Below are 17,069 nucleotides of genomic sequence, written 5' to 3' on the forward strand. Positions count from 1 at the left end.
TAGAACGATAGAATAATAAAGTACAACTTTAAGCAGCCCAACTCCCACCTAACTTCTTTGCCCTAGCCAAATTTTGAGATGGGAGTTTTACTGCCCGCAATAGTGAGATAACTCCTTTTCACTTTAAAATGAATCTCCCACTTCTATATTTCTATTGATTCTTCTTTTCATTCCCTTGCTGGTGGCCTCTATTTTCTTGTTGAGATCCTCTTCCGTTGTTCCCTTGCTCGTTTCCAACACTTTCTTTCTGGGATCCTCTTCCGTTGTTCTCTTGCTGGTACCCATTATTTCCTTGGGACCCTCTTCCGTTGTTCTCTTGTTGGTGCCCAGTATTCCCTTGGGACCCTCTTCCGTTATTTCCTTGCTGATTCCCATTATTCCCTTGCGATCCTCTTCCGTTGTTCTCTTGCTGGTGCCCATTATTTCCTTGGGACCCTCTTCCGTTATTTCCTTGCTGATTCCCATTATTTCCTTGGGACCCTCTTCCGTTGTTTCCTTGCTGATTTCCATTATTCCCTTGTTGGGATTCTCGACCGTTGTTTCCTTGCTGATTCCCATTATTTCCTTGTTGGGATTCCCTACCGTTATTCTCCTGCTTATTCCCTCTATTTTCTTGCTGAGATCCTCTACCATTGTTTTCTTTTATTTGCTTCGTTGGCTGTTCCTCTATTTTCTTTTGTTCTTTATGCTCTGGCTTCTCATATTTTTTGTCTTTTACAGAAGACAAATCTGGCGATACATCAGGAGATGACTCCGGCTGTGATTGCACCTCTTCTTCGTTTTCCACCGGATTAGACGGCGTGGCAGGCGGCGTAACCGATTTGTTCTTCTCATTCTCTTGCATTATATAGACACCTGTACCAATTCCAGCTTTTCTAGCATTCTCTCGTACTTGCATCGTGCTACTTTGATATTCGACTGTAATATGTTTTAGCTCATATTCTTTCTTTAATTCTTTCATTACCTTTTCCAACTTCGGTTCTAGCAACTTATCCTTTGCAATAGCGGTTAGCATAACTTGCTTATCATTCGTTAAATACTTATCCTCTTGACTCTGCTTTATAATTGTACGTATTACTTCTTGCAATTGTTTATTTTCCCATTGCTTCAATTCTTTTAAAATACGCCTTCCATCATCATTACAAGCTTGTAAATCTATAACGCGAAGATCCTTCGTTACGCTCACTTCTAAACTTGGATTTATATCAACTGAGACGTAAGCGAATACTTTTTCTTCCGGTTGGTTGTAGAAAAATAACAGCGCACATAGAAAACAAGCAACAAGTAATGATGCCGGCTTTAAGAAATAAGGGATTGAAAAACGCGATGCTTTTTGTTCTTGCTCATCAAATGAAATTTCCTCTCCAATCATGCAAGAATCCCCTTTTCTTTTACACGTAATAAACTCTCCATTTGGCGTTAAAACAACTACGCTATGTTTTTTTATATCCATCACAATTCCTTTATTCATCATGCTTCCCTCCCCTTATATAATCAAGAATGTATGTATAGTTGTTTGCGAAGATAATACACATTGCAATGATATATTTTCTATGCCGTTCCAACGTTTTACGACTTACCCTAACACGCGGTTCAATATGTTTAAGCGGTAACTTTTTCTTCCGGAACAGCTCCTCCATCATTTCCTCTTCTTTTATAATCATCTTTACAATTTCTATTAAGTGTTCACGCGTATCACGATGCTTAGGAGATTCTTTAGCAAGCTCTGAAAATGTGATTTTAAACTCAGCTAACACACTTTGAAAATGGAGAATTTCTTCCTTACGGTTACCATTTTCTATTTCCTTCATATACTCCGTAAGCGATACTTGCATTTCTAACATTTCCTCTTGCTCATCTTCTTTTAAAAAGACAAGGTTATGCTTAGACTCCTTGCGTATATAGTCAATTACATCTCTTTTTATAAGAAGATCAGCAAACGCTAGAAAAGATTTCCCTTTTTTATATGAATACTGTTCAATTGATTCGTTAAACGCAAACAATCCAATACTATATTCATCATCCTGTTCTGTAATATATCGGCGGCAGACAGACGAGATTGATTTTCTAATAAACGGCTGATACTGTACGATAAAAGCTTCTTTATCTTCTTCATTATTTTGTATGTTACATACGATATCTTCTATTTTCGGTTTTCTTAAGATCTTCATTACTAAACTCAACACGGGTAATCTCTCTCCCTCCTTCTGCTTGAAATAGAAAAATGGTCACTAAACAAGTGACCATTCAACCACAGTTTCTTTAGGCTTGTCTTCTTGTTGTTCATATTTTTCAAAGCCAACTTTTCTATCGTTCTTACAGTTAGGCTTACATTTCACTCTACTTTCTTATTTTCTTCCGCTTGTTTTGCTTGCTCTGTTTCTATTTTATCTGCAATCCTTGAATAACTCTTCTCTATATCATTGGTAATTTCACCCTTTTATTTCGGATGCCCCACTTAATCTAGTAATTTTATTAACACGTCAATATTCTTTCATAATCAATTTTCTTCTATTTATTTTCTTCACTATACATATTCGGAGGAATACAAAGTTTTATGGGGGTCAAAAAATATTTTTTATAAAAAATACATATTTATTTCAAAAATAAAAACCATTGATTTGAAAAGGACTAATCAAATTGATGGTTTTCTTATCATATCTATTAAATTAAGTTCGGCTCTCATTATGTATAAAAAAATCTGCTGTTCTCCCTATTTCCTGCCGCTTTTCTCCATCGTTATCTTTCTTGATTATCATAATATGTCTTATCTGCATATTTTTGATCATTTCCTTTTAGATAAGCTAATATTACTTTTGGATTTTTAAGTAAAGCCCAGTCTCCATATGTATCAAATCTTCTGCATGAAGTTATCATGCCATTTTTAATGGTACCAAATTTCTTATTATTTCGTTTTCCCCATTCTTTTAAGCGTTTCGCGAAATCTGCATCCTCTGCCATAAGCATGTTTTCATTAAATCCGTTAATTGCCATAAAATCTTTTCTATAACACCAAAAAATCCCCACAGATATAGCTCCGTACTTAAAAAGTAAGGGAATTATAATTAGAATTGCAGAAAAGAATATTTCAAAAGACATTCTTTCGAACTTCCCATTCACCCCACCACCAATATATTTACCTGAAGATAAATATTTATCTACATTAGATAACAAAGACTCTGTCATTATCGTATCAGCATCTATAGTAACGATTATTTCTCCACTAGCTATTTCTGCCCCTGCATTTCGGATTTTAGATAAGTTTTTATCTTCATTTTTTAATGTAATACAATCATAAGATTTTGCTATTTCCTCTGTTTTATCTGTGCAACGATTTAAAACAACTATAACTTCCGTTTGCTCTTTATATGCCACTGATGCTTTTGCAATTGAATCCAAACATTTTCTAATGTACTTTTCTTCATTATGTGCAGGGATTATAATAGAAAACTTCACATCTTTTTGTAAATCGCTTCCTAAAGATTCGTTTATTTCAGTCATAATATTCCCCCTTATTTTAGATAAATATATGTTATACATAACATATATTAAAATTGATTAAGTTTTATTATAAAAAAGTACTTAAAACAATATAGACATATTATTTTAATTGTAATAGGGCTACTATTAAGCTAACAAAAATTGACGTTGCATAAGCTTAGCTTAATAGGGACGTGTTGGGGCCTCTATATAAAAAACCACAGTTTACACCCAAACTGTGGTTTTTTGACGTACAATGATTTATCAACTTCTGTTTTTAGTCTTAAAATCTGCAACAGAACCAGGATCCCTCCTGAAAGTATAAATTCCAAGGAGGGAATCCGTTTTTTTATTTACTTATATACGTACAGCTGTACCACTTACCGCAACCATTAACATTCCATCACGAACAACTTCGTAATCTACGTCAATACCAACGATAGCGTTCGCACCTTTTTGTTTTGCAAGTTCTTTCATTTCGTCCATTGCGATATCACGAGCTTCTTTTAGCTTACTTTCATAAGAACCAGCACGACCACCGACAACATCACGAACAGAAGCGAATAAATCGCGTACAATATTGGCCCCCATAATAGCTTCACCATTTACAATATCAATATAGTCAATAATTTCTTTACCTTGAATTCCAGACGTTGTTGTTACAATCATGTTTGACACCCTCCTAATTTTTTATAATATTCAACTGCATGTGTCTCTCTATGACATATGCAATTAAATAAAAGGAATAAAATTGTTTAACATATGTATCGCTATAACATATGCAAGGGATCTATTAGAAATAAGATAAGCTGCAGTAAGCATCACCGCGCCAGGTAAATAGATAGCAATATCCGAAAGTTGGTTCGTGTGAAGAAGTGTAAAAATTATAATCGAAACGATGGATGCAATAGCAGTACCAACATATTCCGAAAAACGATTTACTAATATATGGCGAAATATAATTTCTTCAATTATTGGTCCTATAATCCCAAATACAAGTAATGTGAATATAATAGGCATCTCTGCGCCATTTGTAAGGATCTGTTCTTGGTTCTCTGGCTGACCTGTATTTAGAAAATGCATAATAGAATTTTCCACAATTATCATAAGTAAAACTACCATAGGAATGCTTACTATTTTCAAAATTGTTTTCTCTTTAAAATAAGTAAAACTTTCAATAATTTCTTTCCTAAAGAAAATGATTCCTACAATAGCAGGTACAGTCACACCGATGGCACTAAGAGCAAATTCTGATTCAACTAAGTTGCTGTTAGTTAAAAGGGATATGCCAAATAATATGAACAAGCCAATTTGAAGTAGTGCAAACAGTATATAAACTATTAGCATAATAAGTTCTTTTGTATTCGTTTTTATAAAGCTCACTTTATTACCTCCATAATGAAATTACTTAGAATCTTTGATTTTTCTTTCTGCATAACGTTCTCCTTCTAAATATACTTATATAAATTCCAGACCGGACGGTTCGGTCTGAAAACTAATGATACTATAAGTTTCTAGTTTTTTAAACCCGCTTTATAAATTATTTACAAAATCAAAACGGTACAAAGCAAATAAATTTATATTTCAACTCCTGATTTACAATCAAATTCCAGTACTCATTCATTATTAACAATTAATCTTTTATAGTATGAAGTGATACGGCTTTTAACCGCAAGATCTCCTAATTAAACGAAGTGAAAATGAGAGTAGTTCAAACATTTTAGCTAAACATATTAATTAAAATTATATATAATACTCATATGTCGATACGGTAAAATTAGTTGCATGATATGACTGAATTAACCAACTGGTCATATTGTTTTTGACAGAAAATTCATTCGAATAGTATGGATAATACAGTTTGAGGTTTCCATCAGATAGGAATTGATAAGATATTTTTTGTTCCAAACTTATTTATACTCACAAAAAATCAAGAAAATAGAGGGTAAACATTACCTGGAATATTAAGCTCGTTTTTATTAGGAGGACTATAAAGCATGACTAAAGTTGATAAGGTAAAAGAAAAAATTATTGAAACATCTTTATATTTATTTAATACTAATGGGATAACTCGCACATCCATTCAGGATATAATGACAGCCACTGAACTACCGAAAGGATCTATTTATCGTAGATTCAAAAATAAAGAAGAAATTGTTCTTGCTGCCTACGACAAAAGTGGTGAGATTATGTGGAGTCATTTTCATAAAGCAATGGAAAATAAAAAGACAGCAATCGATAAAATCCTTGCAATTTTCCTTGTATATCAAGATGCAGCTAATAACCCCCCTATCGCCGGAGGCTGTCCATTGCTTAATAGCGCAATTGAAAGTACTGGAGTATTTCCAGAATTACAAAAAGCAGCAGCAAAAGGCTATGATGATACAGTAATGTTAATGGCTTCTCTCATAAAAGAAGGAATAGAGAAACAAGAACTTAAAGAAGAGATAAACATTATTTCGCTCGCTTCTTTCCTTGCCTCTTCAATGGAGGGCGCTATTATGGCAAGTCGTGTATCTAACGATAATATACACCATCATTATTTTATTGAACAAATAAAACATCATCTTTTCTCTTATTCTAAATAAGTGAGAACTTGCATTGCTTTCATTCAATTTTTATAGACTTAAATTGAATAAACCCCTCACATAAAGAATGCTTTCTATTTATGTGAGGGGTGAATAGTTTTTAGCAAAGGTAGCTTTTTAGGCGTTGTATATTATGCATACAACCAATCTATTTTTTTACATACCTCTCCTCACTATCTTGACGTGGATTTTAGGTTCTTATTTGTTACTGGTTAACCAAAAACTTTATAAAATCTCACATGTTCTTAGCTTGATAGCGATGCGCCGCTTCCCTATTTAAAAGAATGTAAAAAAGGCCAACAATTCAAGATTGTTAGCCTCCATATTCCATAATCGTGCATTTTAAAATACTACAAACGACTGGATTCTTCAACTTACACTATATTCTCCTTTAATTACAAAAAACGAACCCCGAATTGTTCCAGCTAATTTAGACTTCTGCCTAGCAAACTTAAATTTCTCTGCCAATTCTGTTGGTACCTCCATTCCATCAGAAAGCTTAAATCCAACAGCCCTCTTCTTCGGGTTATCCAATGTATACATGACGTTAATCACTAGACCATCTTCATAAAAGACGTATGCAAACTTAATATTTTCCACTTGAAAATACGATGTTTCTAAAGGTTTCGCCGCAAATTCAATATCACGTTCTTCCTTCAAAATCCGGTTCACATAATCAAGAGTCTTCTGGCTTGCACTAGCTGGTACAACTATAAATTCATGCTTGTATTTATTCATAAAGTAACGGGCTTCATGAGCACGTAAACCAGCTAGCGCTTCTACTATAGGTGAAGACTCTAAACCAACTGTAGTTACATTTTTAAAATCAACGATACAGGACAATTTCATCTCTCCTTTTAACTATTTACTTCCTAACAACCGGAATCCACATTTCACCAAACACTAAACCGTTTCTTTTCCCCATCTCAACCGTCGTATTTGGTCCACCAACATAAGCAAAATCTGTTGCTTCTCGTAAAGCCTGACCGAAGGCGATACCAGTAAGCTTATTACTTAGCTCTTCAGCTGTTTTGTCTTCCCCTTTTACTACTAAGTATTCTCCCTTAGGAAACTGAATCACTCTAGATTCTTCTTCTATTTGTGCTTCTGTCATGACGCCCGCATAATACATCATCTTGTTATTCACCGCTTCGCTCACAGAAAAAATGTAATCATTTGTAGCTAGAGCCTTTAAAGTATCCAACCTTCCATCTTCTTTAACAGCCGACCAAAAGTCTTCCTTTTCTTTTTTTATTCCAACAAAATCTGTATATTCACTCTTAATTTCAGTTCCAATACCTAACACAATAAAGCTATCTTTTTCTTCAATCGTATAATTTTTCATATTCAAAACCTTCCTTCTTTTAAAATGAATCAAATGATTTATCTTTTCATCTGATGAGTTTATAATAACTTTAAATCATGTCAAAAAATGATACTGTTTAGGAGAACCAAATGAAAAAAGTTGAACGGATTAATACAATTATGCGGTATATCAACAATCGCTCCCACTTTACAATTTCAGAAATCATACGAGAATTTAACATCTCTCGATCGACAGCTATTAGGGACATTAGAGAAATAGAAGCTATGGGCATGCCACTTGTTGCTGAAGTTGGGAGGACTGGGGGATATTTTGTTATGCATAACTCTATCCTGCCCGTTGTTCGCTTTACTGATAACGAAGTGAAAGCTCTTTTTATTGCCTTTATGGCTACAAGAAATCAACAACTTCCCTATTTAAAAAGTCGTCAATCTTTAGCCGAAAAACTGTTAGGACTCATCTCAGAAACCCAGCAAGATGATATCGTTCTTTTAAATCAACTCTTGCTGTTTGAAGGGACTAACCCATATAACCCTGATCTACTTGAGCTTTCTGACCTCCCTCACCCTATGTTAGAAAAACTCATCCAAATCCTTCTTTTGGATAGACATTTATTGATTTCCATTAAAGAAGAGAAAGAAATCAAGTCTTATTCCATTTATCTATTACACCTGTATCAAGAAAAAAGTCAATGGATCATTGAAGGTTTTGACTTAAAAGAAGAAAAGAAGAGAATGTTTCCTGTCGATCATCTCATCCATATCGAACCATACACGACGAAAAAAAAGCTAAATAAGAAAAAGATTTTAGAAAAACTAAGTAAGAAGGATGAAGTGATTAACCTTATACTTGAACTTGGTCCAAAAGCAATTGCCCAATTCAAAAAATACCACCCTTTCAAAATTTCAATATCTTATACAAATCCTTACCAATCCACAGCCATTTTAAAAACATTTATCAATGTTAACAATTCGGATGAAGTAACGGAAATAGTAAATTGGCTACTTTTCCTAGGGAAAGATATTACAATTAGGGAAATGCCTGAAGAAATACTAGAGAATTTACAAAAGCAATTGTGCTTTTACACTCCATAAGCAGTGAGCCATTGTCACTGGGTAGATATCCTTTTTTAATATCATTTTATTTACTACAGCGAGAGCACAACAAATAATAAAAGCACGGAAAATCTTTCCGTGCTTTTTCAAAGATATATATTATTTCGGACGATTTATTTCACTTACCCTAACTGACGTTTAAATGCTTTACTAGCGAAAAAGTAAGAGATGATCATGATCCCTACGCACCAAGCGAGCGCAATCCAAATATCGCTTCCAACAGATCCTTCATATAAAAGAGCACGAATCGCATTCACGATTGAAGTTACAGGCTGGTTTTCAGCAAATGCACGAACAATTTTCGGCATCGTTTCGGTAGGTACGAAGGCCGAACTAATAAATGGAAGAAAAACGAGTGGGTACGAATATGCTGTCGCCCCTTCCATAGACTTCGCTTTCAGCCCTGGAATGATAGCCAACCATGTTAGCGCTAACGTAAACATCCCTAGTATCCCAGCTACTCCAAGCCAATCTAGAATATTCGCACTGGAACGGAAACCCATTAAGAGCGCAACAAGAATAACAACTAAGATAGTAAGTACATTCGCAACAAGAGAGGTTAAAACGTGAGCCCACAATATCGATGAGCGCTTAATAGGCATCGTAATGAAACGTGCCATAAGCCCACTCTTTACATACGTAAATAATCGTACAGAAGTGTAAGCGACACCAGATGCGATAGCCATTAGCAAAATTCCTGGCAATAAATAATTGACGTAGTTATCTGTTCCTGTTTGTATAGCCCCACCAAATACGTATACAAACAATAGCATCATCATAATCGGTGTAATCGCTACCGTAATAATTGTATCTGGACTACGCATAATATTGCGCATTAAGCGCCCAAGTAATACCCCTGTTTTGCTTTTCATTTACATCTCCTCCTTTTTGCCAATGATCGCAAGGAATATTTCTTCCAATGTAGGCTGCTTCTCGATATACTCCACTTTTGCTGGCGGGAACATCTCTTTCAGTTCAGTAAGAGTACCTGTCGTAATAATTTTTCCACCATGTAAAATAGCGATACGGTCAGCTAATTGTTCTGCTTCCTCTAAATACTGGGTTGTTAGTAAGATAGTTGTTCCTCCACCAGCAAGCTCTTTAACTGTATCCCACACTTCAATGCGCGCTTCAGGATCAAGCCCAGTCGTTGGTTCGTCAAGAAAAATAACTGCTGGCGCCCCGATCAAACTCATCGCGATATCAAGCCGGCGCTTCATCCCGCCTGAATACTGATCTGCCCTTTGATTGGCCGCATCTGTCAGGCTAAATCTATCAAGCAAATCGTCAGCAACTTGAGCAGGATTGGAAACACCACGTAACTTGGCAATCATGATTAAGTTTTCCCTCCCGGTAAGCATGCCGTCTAAAGCTGCAAATTGTCCTGTCAAACTGATACTTTGACGAACATGATCTGGTTGGCGCTTAATATCAAATCCGCAAATACTTCCTTCACCGCTATCTTGTTTCAGTAGCGTCGAAAGGATGTTAACCGTTGTCGTCTTTCCCGCTCCATTTGAGCCTAGCAGCGCGAAAATTTCTCCACGCTGCACCTCAAAATCCACTCCCTTTAAGACTTCTTTATCTCTAAAAGCTTTTTTTAACCCTTTTACAGAAATCGCTGCATTACTCATACTTTTTCCCCCTTATAAAATTAAATTACCTGCACCCTCTATTTAGTACCACTGATAATCTGTATTACTTAGTAGTGGTTTAAAAATATAACTGAATAGCGATGGCGTTAATTCACATTTATGACCAGCTAATCAGTCTGTATTACTTGTTGCATTTATTTTTTTCTCAATTTCTTCATAATACTTTCATTCAAATCTTCACGATACTTAGAAACATACGTTTTAGCGTTTGCCACTAGTTCGTCAGCAAAAGATGCCACATCTTCCCCGGTAATATCTAACACTTGTCTGCCTTCCGCTGCACCAGCTTCAAACAAATCGATTAATTCGTACTGAATGTGCAGCATATCCATCCCGTTTCCGGCCGAAAAATTCCACATGTAGTTTTGAATTTTCTTAAACACAAACTGATAGTCCTCTGGCAGTGCTGCAACACGTGCCATCATCATTCTGTACTCTTTTTTATCACCAATTAATTTTTTGAATATTTCAAACATCTTATTTTCCTCCTTTTTTTATAAAGCAGAACCAGAAACTCTCCAAATATGAGCCGAAACATTTTATATTATGAGGCTAGTTTGACTTCAAGACGTTAATTTTTGACGATACAAAATCCCATTTTTTCCAAAACAATTCAAGTTCCTGACGTCCAGCTTCATTTAATGAATAAAACTTACGAGGCGGTCCCATATCTGATGGTTTCTTTTCAATATTCACAAGCTTTTTCTTCTCTAATCGTACGAGGATAGTATAGACTGTTCCTTCCACGACTTCTGTAAACCCAAGATCATTCAGGTGGCGAGTAATCTCATAACCATACGTTTCACGGCGACTAATGATTTCCAGCACACACCCTTCCAGTGAACCTTTCAACATTTCAGTTAAATTTTCCATGTTCTGATCCTCCTTTACCCCCTATTCTGTCTGACTTATATTCAGTATTACAGAGTACTAAGGCGAATTTTTACTGAATAGCTTTTGAGTAAAACTACACTATTCAGTATTACTTATTACAACTACATTGTATGACTAAGTAGCGGTACATGTCAACTGATTTTCAAATTTCTTCTAAAATCCGCTATTACCTATTACTTAGTGAAAATTTTTTTAAGAAACAACACTACTCAGTATCACCTATTACAACTACATTGTATGACTGAGTAGTTGTAAATGTCAACTCGATTTTTATATTTTTCTAAAATCAACTATTACCCATCCCGATAAAAAAAGAAAATACCCCAAAACAATAATTCTATATTTTTGTTTTGGGGCGCTATAAGCTAGCTCTCCTTCTGAATAAGACCAATCATCCTCTTGTTACGATAACATCATATCCATATCTTCTGCTGCAGTTGTAATTAATTTCAAACCGAATGTTTCTTGTAATACATCGAGCACGCCAGCTGAAATAAATTCAGGTGCCTTTGGACCGATGCGAATATCTTGAATTCCAAGACTAAATAGCCCAAGCAAAATAGCAACCGCTTTTTGTTCAAACCAAGATAAGACAATGCTTACTGGCAATTCATTCACTTCGCATTGGAAAGCATCAGCTAAAGCAGCCGCTATTTTCACTGTAGAAATGGAATTATTACATTGTCCTAAGTCGATGTAGCGCGGAATCTCGGTACCAGGTACAACGCCGTAATCCACATCATTGAAGCGGAACTTTCCGCAAGAAGTCGTTAAAATCACTGTTTCAGGCGGAAGTGACGTTGCTAATTCACGATAATATTCCCCGCCTTTTCCTGGTGCATCACAACCTGCGATGACAAAGAAACGCTTAATCTTTCCTTCTTTTACTGCCTCAATAATTTCTGGAGCTAATGATAAGACTGTATTATGATGAAACCCTGTTACTAACTGTTCATCCGACTCCATATGTACTTCTGGAAGTTCTAGCGCTTTTTGAATCAATGGTGCAAAGTTATCATTTTCAATTTTTTGTACACCCTCTAAGCCGGCAATATCATATGAAAAGAATCGATCAGAGTATGATCCTTTAATTGGCATAACACAGTTCGTTGTCGCTAATATGGTACCTGTAAATTTTTCAAAAAGGCGTCTTTGATCATACCATACCTTACCGATGTTTCCTTTTAAATGTTTATATTTTTTCAGCTGCGGATACCCGTGTGCTGGTAACATTTCCGAATGCGTATAAATATTAATTTCTTTTCCTTCTGTTTGTTTTAATAATTCTTCTAACGCAAATAAATTATGGCCTGTAACTACAATAGCTTTACCTTCTACACGGTTTTGTGTAATTTGAACAGGCTCTGGAACACCAAAATGATTCGTATGTGCCTCATCTAGCAACTCCATTACCCGTAAAGCTGATTTCCCAACTTTCATAGCCATATCAACATGTTCTTGTTCATTAAAGTTAGAATTGGTTAATGTCATATACAATGCTTCTTGCGTCGTAGCATCTACAAAAGCATCCGTATACCCTAGCTGAGCAGCATGTGTGCGATAAGCTGCAATTCCTTTTAACCCAAAAACAATCGTATCTTGTAAACTCGCAATCGTTTCATTCTTGCCACAAACACCCATTACTTTACATCCGCCTGTTGGGGTTTGCTCACATTGATAACAAAACATATCATCCCACCCTCTCCCAATCATTCATTACACCCTAAGCATAATATCCATTGAAAAAAAGTGATGTGATATCAATCACAATAATATATAAAGATTTGTGACAGTTCATATTGTTGACATAATATTTTTACTATATCCTGGCATTCATACTTGCACATGATTTATTTGCATCATATATCGGTACACTTTTAAGGAATACAAATATCATATCCACCTAACATTTCACAAAATTTTCCTTACTGATGGTACAATTAAAGTTATGGAGGGATAATATGATGGTTTACTACGGAACACTGTTTCTTATACTCGGTATTGCAGTATTTCTGTTTATTATGGCTGGGTCACGAAAAATTAGAAATAAAAATCTTTCATTCATATTGATCGCTTTAGGGATAAATATACTTGTAAGCCCAATGGCACTTTTTATAGGTGGGATGGCAACGGATTCTCCATATAGTACTGCACTTGATTTTTGGAAAGGATTTTTCTTTATTCAAGGAATACCTCTTTTCTTACTACTTATAGCTTTCGTTTGGTGGCTTATTCGCCCGCCAAAAGTAATAGCTCCAACGAGTATTGAAAAAGACCTTGAACAAAATAGTAAAAGCACTCAGAAAAAAAAGGACACGAGGTCGTCCAATTACTGCCTTACGTATTGTAATTCCAATTATTTTAGTAGTAGGCTGTTTGTCTTACATTTTGTATTTACAGGACATTACACTAGAAAAAAGTCATTCTCCAAATAATAAAAATACGATTAAAGTAGTGAAAATAGATTCAGACTCTTCTCATGGTTCCTCTCCCGTCAGAATTAAATACGGCTTATGGGAACATTTTGACATAAGTATTGCAAATGAGGGAGAACGTCTCGATTCCTCAAACGTTTTCGTAGATTGGAAAAATGATTATGAAGCAACGATAACACTGCGAGGCAAAGAATCCGTACCTGAAGTTGTGGAATTTAACATATCAAATAAATCGAATGGTCCTATTTTTAAGAAGGTACAAAAAGTGGTCAGTTCCTTTACCTTTCAAAAAAGTGAATCTCCAAATTTAATAAATATTATTGAGCTTAGAGAAACAATAAAATCAAAAGGACCAAGTCCCAGTTCAACTGTAAGAATCTATTATGGGAAAAGAGGTAGCATTTTAGAAAAATATAAAGAGGTCACTCTTAAGGAAATGTATACGACAGATAACTTTAATATCAATTGGAGAAACGATGAACAAGTACAGGTAGAAGTATTAGAGGAAAATGTAGTAACATCTAGCATCGTGATTGATTTATCAAAATGAATCTATTTTTCACATATTATAACTGCGTTCTATCCGGCACACGAGAGATACATAGCATTTATAAATGAATAGATTTACAGACATGATGAACCGTCCTTTTCTTTACAATACATTTACATTATCTTAACATTGTTTACATTATTTATATGATATATTTATATAGAATCTACTTAATAAATTTCATGTACATTGTTATCTTTATAATCTCTGATTTAATTGATAAGAGATTATGTTATATTTTCATACCAGGGGTGAATGAGGATGACTGAAACTTTAAAAACACTTATTATGCTTGATGCTACTTACGTTGTTATCGCAATTATGACGGTACTGGTATTTGTATACTTGGAATTAAAATCTCAGTAACGTATGCGGACTTCGCATTTAAATATAGTTAGAAGAAAGCGAGGAGAAAATTGTTTCTCCTCGCTTTTTTTATTTCAACAAATCCAATGTATGTAAAAGTAATCCTCTATCCCCTACTTCTCCATGACCAGGCACTACTAAATTTATATTTCCATATCGCTTCAGCACATTTTCAATCGATGTGGACCATTCATTTACATAAGCATCAGCAACGTTTCCTAAATCTTTGGCATCTGCAGATTTTACTAAACAACCTCCAGCTAAAATGTTATATTGCGGTAACCACACGACGATATTATCTCCTGTATGTCCTTTCCCTGGATAAAATGTTTCTACTTTCATATTTCCAAACTTCAAATTTGTAACGGTTTGTAAGTCTCCAAGTGGTTCTTCATATCCATTTTTCTTTGCTAGTGCTGCAGTTAGTGCTGTACTATGCGCTTTAATGCCTCTTTCTTTCAACGTTTTTATTCCACCAATTCGATCAGCGTGTGCATGTGTAATAATGACATCCGTTACGCGCTTCTTAAATTTCTTTTCTACCATCTCTATTAATTCCTTCGTTAACTTATCATCCCAAGAAGAATCAACAAGTACTAACCCCCTTGAAGTAGTAAGAATTAAACCGTTCGAAGGAACTGCTTCTCCGTTAAAATAACCTAACTCCGTATGAACCCATACATTTTTGTTTAACTGAGAAATCGAAATAGTTCCTGCCTCATTTTTCATTACTTTTTGCTCTACCTTTTGTGATGCTTGTACAGAAGAAATTGTGCTAACAAATTGAGTTGTTCCTAGTAAACTAACACATACTCCTAATTTTAATAATATATTCTTTTTCATTTTCTCCACCCTTTCTTTCAAACGAAATAGTTATTACCTATAATAGACAATTCATCTTCAGTGTTTGTTCCATCTTTTCTTACTATTTTTCATACCATTAATTAAAGCGCACAAAATTTTGTACGCTTTTTAACTTCCCTTTTACCATTCACGTTTTTTATTAATCATCATTTTTTCTTCAAATGCCTTCTCTAAATCAATTTCTAACTTGTTTGCTAAATCACATATATTCCAAATGACATCAAACATTTCTAAACCGATTTCTCTTTTTGCATCTTGTATTTTATCGCGCTTTAATATAACTTCCGCTAATTCCCCTAATTCCGCCATTGTATACATTGTACGCTCTTCAATTGTTGTATCTTGAAATCCTTTTTCTTCACTGAAATTTGATACATATCTCTGGAATTCCACAATATTCATACTTAATCCCCCTTCATGATACATACTCCATTTTCTATTACACTTATATTTTGTTAAATTATAACATTCATACTATAATTGATTTATAGCCCTTTAACGGAGGTGTTCTCAATGACTCTCTTCGCTTCCCCATCATTATTCATACTAGCAATCATTTCATTTGCACTAGCTTATTTCATCGGAGTAAAACAATACACTTGGCTCTTATCAGGATTCAATGAACGCCGTGTACCAGAAAAAGATAAGTTATCAAAAATAGTTGGTCTTTATAATTTAACTGCTGGTGTTATTGCCACAATTGGTAGCGTCTTCCTTACTCCTAATGTAAAAATCTTATTTCCTATCATTATAATTGGACACTTTATAATCGCTGCTTATGTAAATACACGCATGGTGCAGTGAAAAAAGATCACCCAAATGGATGATCTTTTTATAATTTATCAACATATTGCTTCGCTTCTAGTAAAGAAAAACCAAAAGCTTCTCTTACTCTCTTAACTGCTGTAACTGTTTTTCCTTCTTCCATAAGCTGACGCAACTCTTTATTAATTTCCGGTTCTCTATCTACAATTCCCATTTCTTTCGTAATTAGCTGTAACCTATCTTCCATTCGCTTTAAACTCGCATCCGTTTTCTTTTCAATTTTATTTAACTTTTCGACGATATAAATAAACCCAAAGATCGCTATCGGTATGATCATCCAAAATTCCATGACTATTCCTCCTCACTAGCTTTCATTTGTTTTATTTCACTAACTTATGTAAATTTTACCACGAAACACATTTAATGTATAATAGTAATATACAACACTGTTGATAAACCTTTTATTTCAGGGGGACACTTTATGAAAAGATTTTTTAAGACGTTACTACAATTTGTAGTTCTTTCAATTACACTACATGTATTATTTGATATCGTTGGCTGGCTTGTTTTCAAGGCACCAATTCAAAACAAACAAATCATTATTTCATTAATTACAGCCTCATGGCTTATGTACATGTACCGCGATAAATTTTTTAAAACATTCACTTCGAATTAACTAAAAAAACTTCATCGATAAAAGATGAAGTTTTTTCTTTTTCTCTCATTCTCTATATTACATTTTTCGCAACAATTTTTATATGTTCTGGTGCGATAATCTCCGTTATACTTTCTTGGAAATCTTCCTGCAACATTTCTTCAATATGTTCTAGCTGCACTTCAACATGTGTGCATTCTAAATTATGTATATTTAAAAGTGCATAATGATCTTTTTTCTTTATTACTAAATATTGATTTTCTTCTGTTACAAGTACAGAACCTAATCGTACTCCTAGTAGGCGTTGATCATCAAACTTCACAGCCATCCCCCTTACTTTATATGTAATAAAATAACATTTTATGTAATCTACTCTTT

The 17,069-nt window shown here is 34.6% G+C and carries 20 protein-coding genes and 1 pseudogene; 5 read left to right on the forward strand and 16 right to left on the reverse strand.

Features of this window, described 5'->3' with window-relative positions:
• Nucleotides 1-151 precede the first annotated feature (151 nt).
• From rsgI to PDQ33_RS13245, 5 genes are all read right to left on the reverse strand, one after another.
• Nucleotides 152-1,474: an anti-sigma-I factor RsgI gene (gene rsgI / locus PDQ33_RS13225; RefSeq protein WP_076872373.1), complete on the reverse strand. Its 1,323-nt coding sequence runs from the start codon at nt 1,472-1,474 to the stop codon at nt 152-154.
• Entirely contained in the window at nt 1,464-2,186 is a 723-nt protein-coding gene (sigI, locus tag PDQ33_RS13230; protein ID WP_061131045.1) for an RNA polymerase sigma factor SigI, read from the reverse strand. The genes rsgI and sigI overlap by 11 nt, the downstream gene beginning before the upstream one ends.
• A 553-nt stretch (nt 2,187-2,739) precedes the next feature.
• Complete coding sequence (locus tag PDQ33_RS13235; RefSeq protein WP_270755881.1) at nt 2,740-3,501, reverse strand: glycosyltransferase; 762 nt, start codon at nt 3,499-3,501, stop codon at nt 2,740-2,742.
• A 336-nt stretch (nt 3,502-3,837) separates the two neighbouring features.
• Entirely contained in the window at nt 3,838-4,149 is a 312-nt protein-coding gene (locus PDQ33_RS13240; protein WP_000637502.1) for a YbjQ family protein, read from the reverse strand.
• A 63-nt stretch (nt 4,150-4,212) separates the two neighbouring features.
• A complete protein-coding gene (locus PDQ33_RS13245; protein WP_000008257.1) occupies nt 4,213-4,863 on the reverse strand; it encodes a CPBP family glutamic-type intramembrane protease in 651 nt (216 codons plus the stop codon).
• Nucleotides 4,864-5,477: 614 nt separating this feature from the next.
• On the opposite strand from PDQ33_RS13245, the gene PDQ33_RS13250 reads away from it, so the two are divergent.
• On the forward strand, nt 5,478-6,068 hold the full coding sequence (locus tag PDQ33_RS13250; RefSeq protein ID WP_047376240.1) for a TetR/AcrR family transcriptional regulator: 591 nt from the start codon (nt 5,478-5,480) through the stop codon (nt 6,066-6,068).
• A gap of 369 nt (nt 6,069-6,437) precedes the next feature.
• Here PDQ33_RS13250 and PDQ33_RS13255 read toward each other — a convergent pair whose 3' ends face one another.
• Nucleotides 6,438-6,917 carry a hypothetical protein gene (locus tag PDQ33_RS13255; RefSeq protein ID WP_025991629.1) on the reverse strand — a complete coding sequence of 160 codons (480 nt, stop codon included), beginning with the start codon at nt 6,915-6,917 and terminating at the stop codon, nt 6,438-6,440.
• Between the two features lie 16 nt (nt 6,918-6,933).
• Nucleotides 6,934-7,413, reverse strand: a complete 480-nt coding sequence (locus tag PDQ33_RS13260) for a GyrI-like domain-containing protein (protein WP_000801047.1) — start codon at nt 7,411-7,413, stop codon at nt 6,934-6,936.
• 110 nt (nt 7,414-7,523) lie between these two features.
• Between PDQ33_RS13260 and PDQ33_RS13265 the strand changes: the two genes are divergently transcribed.
• Nucleotides 7,524-8,486 carry a helix-turn-helix transcriptional regulator gene (locus tag PDQ33_RS13265; RefSeq protein ID WP_000755048.1) on the forward strand — a complete coding sequence of 321 codons (963 nt, stop codon included), beginning with the start codon at nt 7,524-7,526 and terminating at the stop codon, nt 8,484-8,486.
• Between the two features lie 143 nt (nt 8,487-8,629).
• Here PDQ33_RS13265 and PDQ33_RS13270 read toward each other — a convergent pair whose 3' ends face one another.
• The 5 genes from PDQ33_RS13270 to hcp all read right to left on the reverse strand — a co-directional run bounded on the left by PDQ33_RS13270 (nt 8,630) and on the right by hcp (nt 12,745).
• Nucleotides 8,630-9,379, reverse strand: a complete 750-nt coding sequence (locus tag PDQ33_RS13270) for an ABC transporter permease (RefSeq protein ID WP_270755884.1) — start codon at nt 9,377-9,379, stop codon at nt 8,630-8,632.
• Complete coding sequence (locus PDQ33_RS13275) at nt 9,380-10,141, reverse strand: ABC transporter ATP-binding protein (protein ID WP_000063321.1); 762 nt, start codon at nt 10,139-10,141, stop codon at nt 9,380-9,382.
• 155 nt (nt 10,142-10,296) lie between these two features.
• A complete protein-coding gene (locus PDQ33_RS13280) occupies nt 10,297-10,638 on the reverse strand; it encodes a DUF1048 domain-containing protein (protein ID WP_270394143.1) in 342 nt (113 codons plus the stop codon).
• 76 nt (nt 10,639-10,714) lie between these two features.
• Nucleotides 10,715-11,035 (reverse strand): PadR family transcriptional regulator, encoded by a 321-nt coding sequence (locus PDQ33_RS13285; protein ID WP_000429483.1) that lies wholly within the window; start codon nt 11,033-11,035, stop codon nt 10,715-10,717.
• Nucleotides 11,036-11,458: 423 nt separating this feature from the next.
• Nucleotides 11,459-12,745, reverse strand: coding sequence for a hydroxylamine reductase (gene hcp / locus PDQ33_RS13290; protein ID WP_270755886.1), 1,287 nt, complete (start codon nt 12,743-12,745; stop codon nt 11,459-11,461).
• Between the two features lie 242 nt (nt 12,746-12,987).
• Between hcp and PDQ33_RS13295 the strand changes: the two are divergent.
• Nucleotides 12,988-14,041, forward strand: a pseudogene (locus PDQ33_RS13295) (hypothetical protein).
• Between the two features lie 435 nt (nt 14,042-14,476).
• Here PDQ33_RS13295 and bla2 read toward each other — a convergent pair.
• Together bla2 and PDQ33_RS13305 are read right to left on the reverse strand one after the other, a co-directional pair.
• Nucleotides 14,477-15,250, reverse strand: a complete 774-nt coding sequence (gene bla2, locus PDQ33_RS13300; protein ID WP_061131049.1) for a BcII family subclass B1 metallo-beta-lactamase — start codon at nt 15,248-15,250, stop codon at nt 14,477-14,479.
• 141 nt (nt 15,251-15,391) lie between these two features.
• Nucleotides 15,392-15,673, reverse strand: a complete 282-nt coding sequence (locus PDQ33_RS13305; protein WP_001028126.1) for a MazG nucleotide pyrophosphohydrolase domain-containing protein — start codon at nt 15,671-15,673, stop codon at nt 15,392-15,394.
• A 111-nt stretch (nt 15,674-15,784) separates the two neighbouring features.
• Here PDQ33_RS13305 and PDQ33_RS13310 point away from each other — a divergent pair, with 111 nt between their 5' ends.
• Nucleotides 15,785-16,075 (forward strand): DUF3784 domain-containing protein, encoded by a 291-nt coding sequence (locus PDQ33_RS13310; RefSeq protein WP_000171761.1) that lies wholly within the window; start codon nt 15,785-15,787, stop codon nt 16,073-16,075.
• A 28-nt stretch (nt 16,076-16,103) separates the two neighbouring features.
• On the opposite strand, the gene PDQ33_RS13315 is transcribed toward PDQ33_RS13310, so the two are convergent.
• A complete protein-coding gene (locus tag PDQ33_RS13315) occupies nt 16,104-16,385 on the reverse strand; it encodes a hypothetical protein (RefSeq protein WP_270394145.1) in 282 nt (93 codons plus the stop codon).
• A 132-nt stretch (nt 16,386-16,517) separates the two neighbouring features.
• Here PDQ33_RS13315 and PDQ33_RS13320 point away from each other — a divergent pair, with 132 nt between their 5' ends.
• Nucleotides 16,518-16,712: a hypothetical protein gene (locus tag PDQ33_RS13320; protein ID WP_061131050.1), complete on the forward strand. Its 195-nt coding sequence runs from the start codon at nt 16,518-16,520 to the stop codon at nt 16,710-16,712.
• A gap of 52 nt (nt 16,713-16,764) precedes the next feature.
• Here PDQ33_RS13320 and PDQ33_RS13325 read toward each other — a convergent pair whose 3' ends face one another.
• Nucleotides 16,765-17,013, reverse strand: a complete 249-nt coding sequence (locus tag PDQ33_RS13325; RefSeq protein ID WP_000666946.1) for a hypothetical protein — start codon at nt 17,011-17,013, stop codon at nt 16,765-16,767.
• Nucleotides 17,014-17,069 lie beyond the last annotated feature (56 nt).

The organism is Bacillus cereus group sp. Bc031 (genome assembly GCF_027716265.1).
In the GTDB taxonomy this organism is placed as follows: domain Bacteria; phylum Bacillota; class Bacilli; order Bacillales; family Bacillaceae_G; genus Bacillus_A; species Bacillus_A paranthracis.

Coding starts and splice junctions, on each gene's coding strand:
- PDQ33_RS13255 (WP_025991629.1), bottom strand. CDS start 6,917: ATGAAATTGTCCTGTATCGTTGATTTTAAAAATGTAACTACAGTTGGT.
- PDQ33_RS13235 (WP_270755881.1), bottom strand. CDS start 3,501: ATGACTGAAATAAACGAATCTTTAGGAAGCGATTTACAAAAAGATGTG.
- PDQ33_RS13305 (WP_001028126.1), bottom strand. CDS start 15,673: ATGAATATTGTGGAATTCCAGAGATATGTATCAAATTTCAGTGAAGAA.
- PDQ33_RS13285 (WP_000429483.1), bottom strand. CDS start 11,035: ATGGAAAATTTAACTGAAATGTTGAAAGGTTCACTGGAAGGGTGTGTG.
- PDQ33_RS13315 (WP_270394145.1), bottom strand. CDS start 16,385: ATGGAATTTTGGATGATCATACCGATAGCGATCTTTGGGTTTATTTAT.
- PDQ33_RS13265 (WP_000755048.1), top strand. CDS start 7,524: ATGAAAAAAGTTGAACGGATTAATACAATTATGCGGTATATCAACAAT.
- bla2 (WP_061131049.1), bottom strand. CDS start 15,250: ATGAAAAAGAATATATTATTAAAATTAGGAGTATGTGTTAGTTTACTA.
- rsgI (WP_076872373.1), bottom strand. CDS start 1,474: ATGATGAATAAAGGAATTGTGATGGATATAAAAAAACATAGCGTAGTT.
- PDQ33_RS13280 (WP_270394143.1), bottom strand. CDS start 10,638: ATGTTTGAAATATTCAAAAAATTAATTGGTGATAAAAAAGAGTACAGA.
- PDQ33_RS13275 (WP_000063321.1), bottom strand. CDS start 10,141: ATGAGTAATGCAGCGATTTCTGTAAAAGGGTTAAAAAAAGCTTTTAGA.
- PDQ33_RS13320 (WP_061131050.1), top strand. CDS start 16,518: ATGAAAAGATTTTTTAAGACGTTACTACAATTTGTAGTTCTTTCAATT.
- hcp (WP_270755886.1), bottom strand. CDS start 12,745: ATGTTTTGTTATCAATGTGAGCAAACCCCAACAGGCGGATGTAAAGTA.
- PDQ33_RS13310 (WP_000171761.1), top strand. CDS start 15,785: ATGACTCTCTTCGCTTCCCCATCATTATTCATACTAGCAATCATTTCA.
- PDQ33_RS13260 (WP_000801047.1), bottom strand. CDS start 7,413: ATGAAAAATTATACGATTGAAGAAAAAGATAGCTTTATTGTGTTAGGT.
- PDQ33_RS13250 (WP_047376240.1), top strand. CDS start 5,478: ATGACTAAAGTTGATAAGGTAAAAGAAAAAATTATTGAAACATCTTTA.
- PDQ33_RS13270 (WP_270755884.1), bottom strand. CDS start 9,379: ATGAAAAGCAAAACAGGGGTATTACTTGGGCGCTTAATGCGCAATATT.
- PDQ33_RS13240 (WP_000637502.1), bottom strand. CDS start 4,149: ATGATTGTAACAACAACGTCTGGAATTCAAGGTAAAGAAATTATTGAC.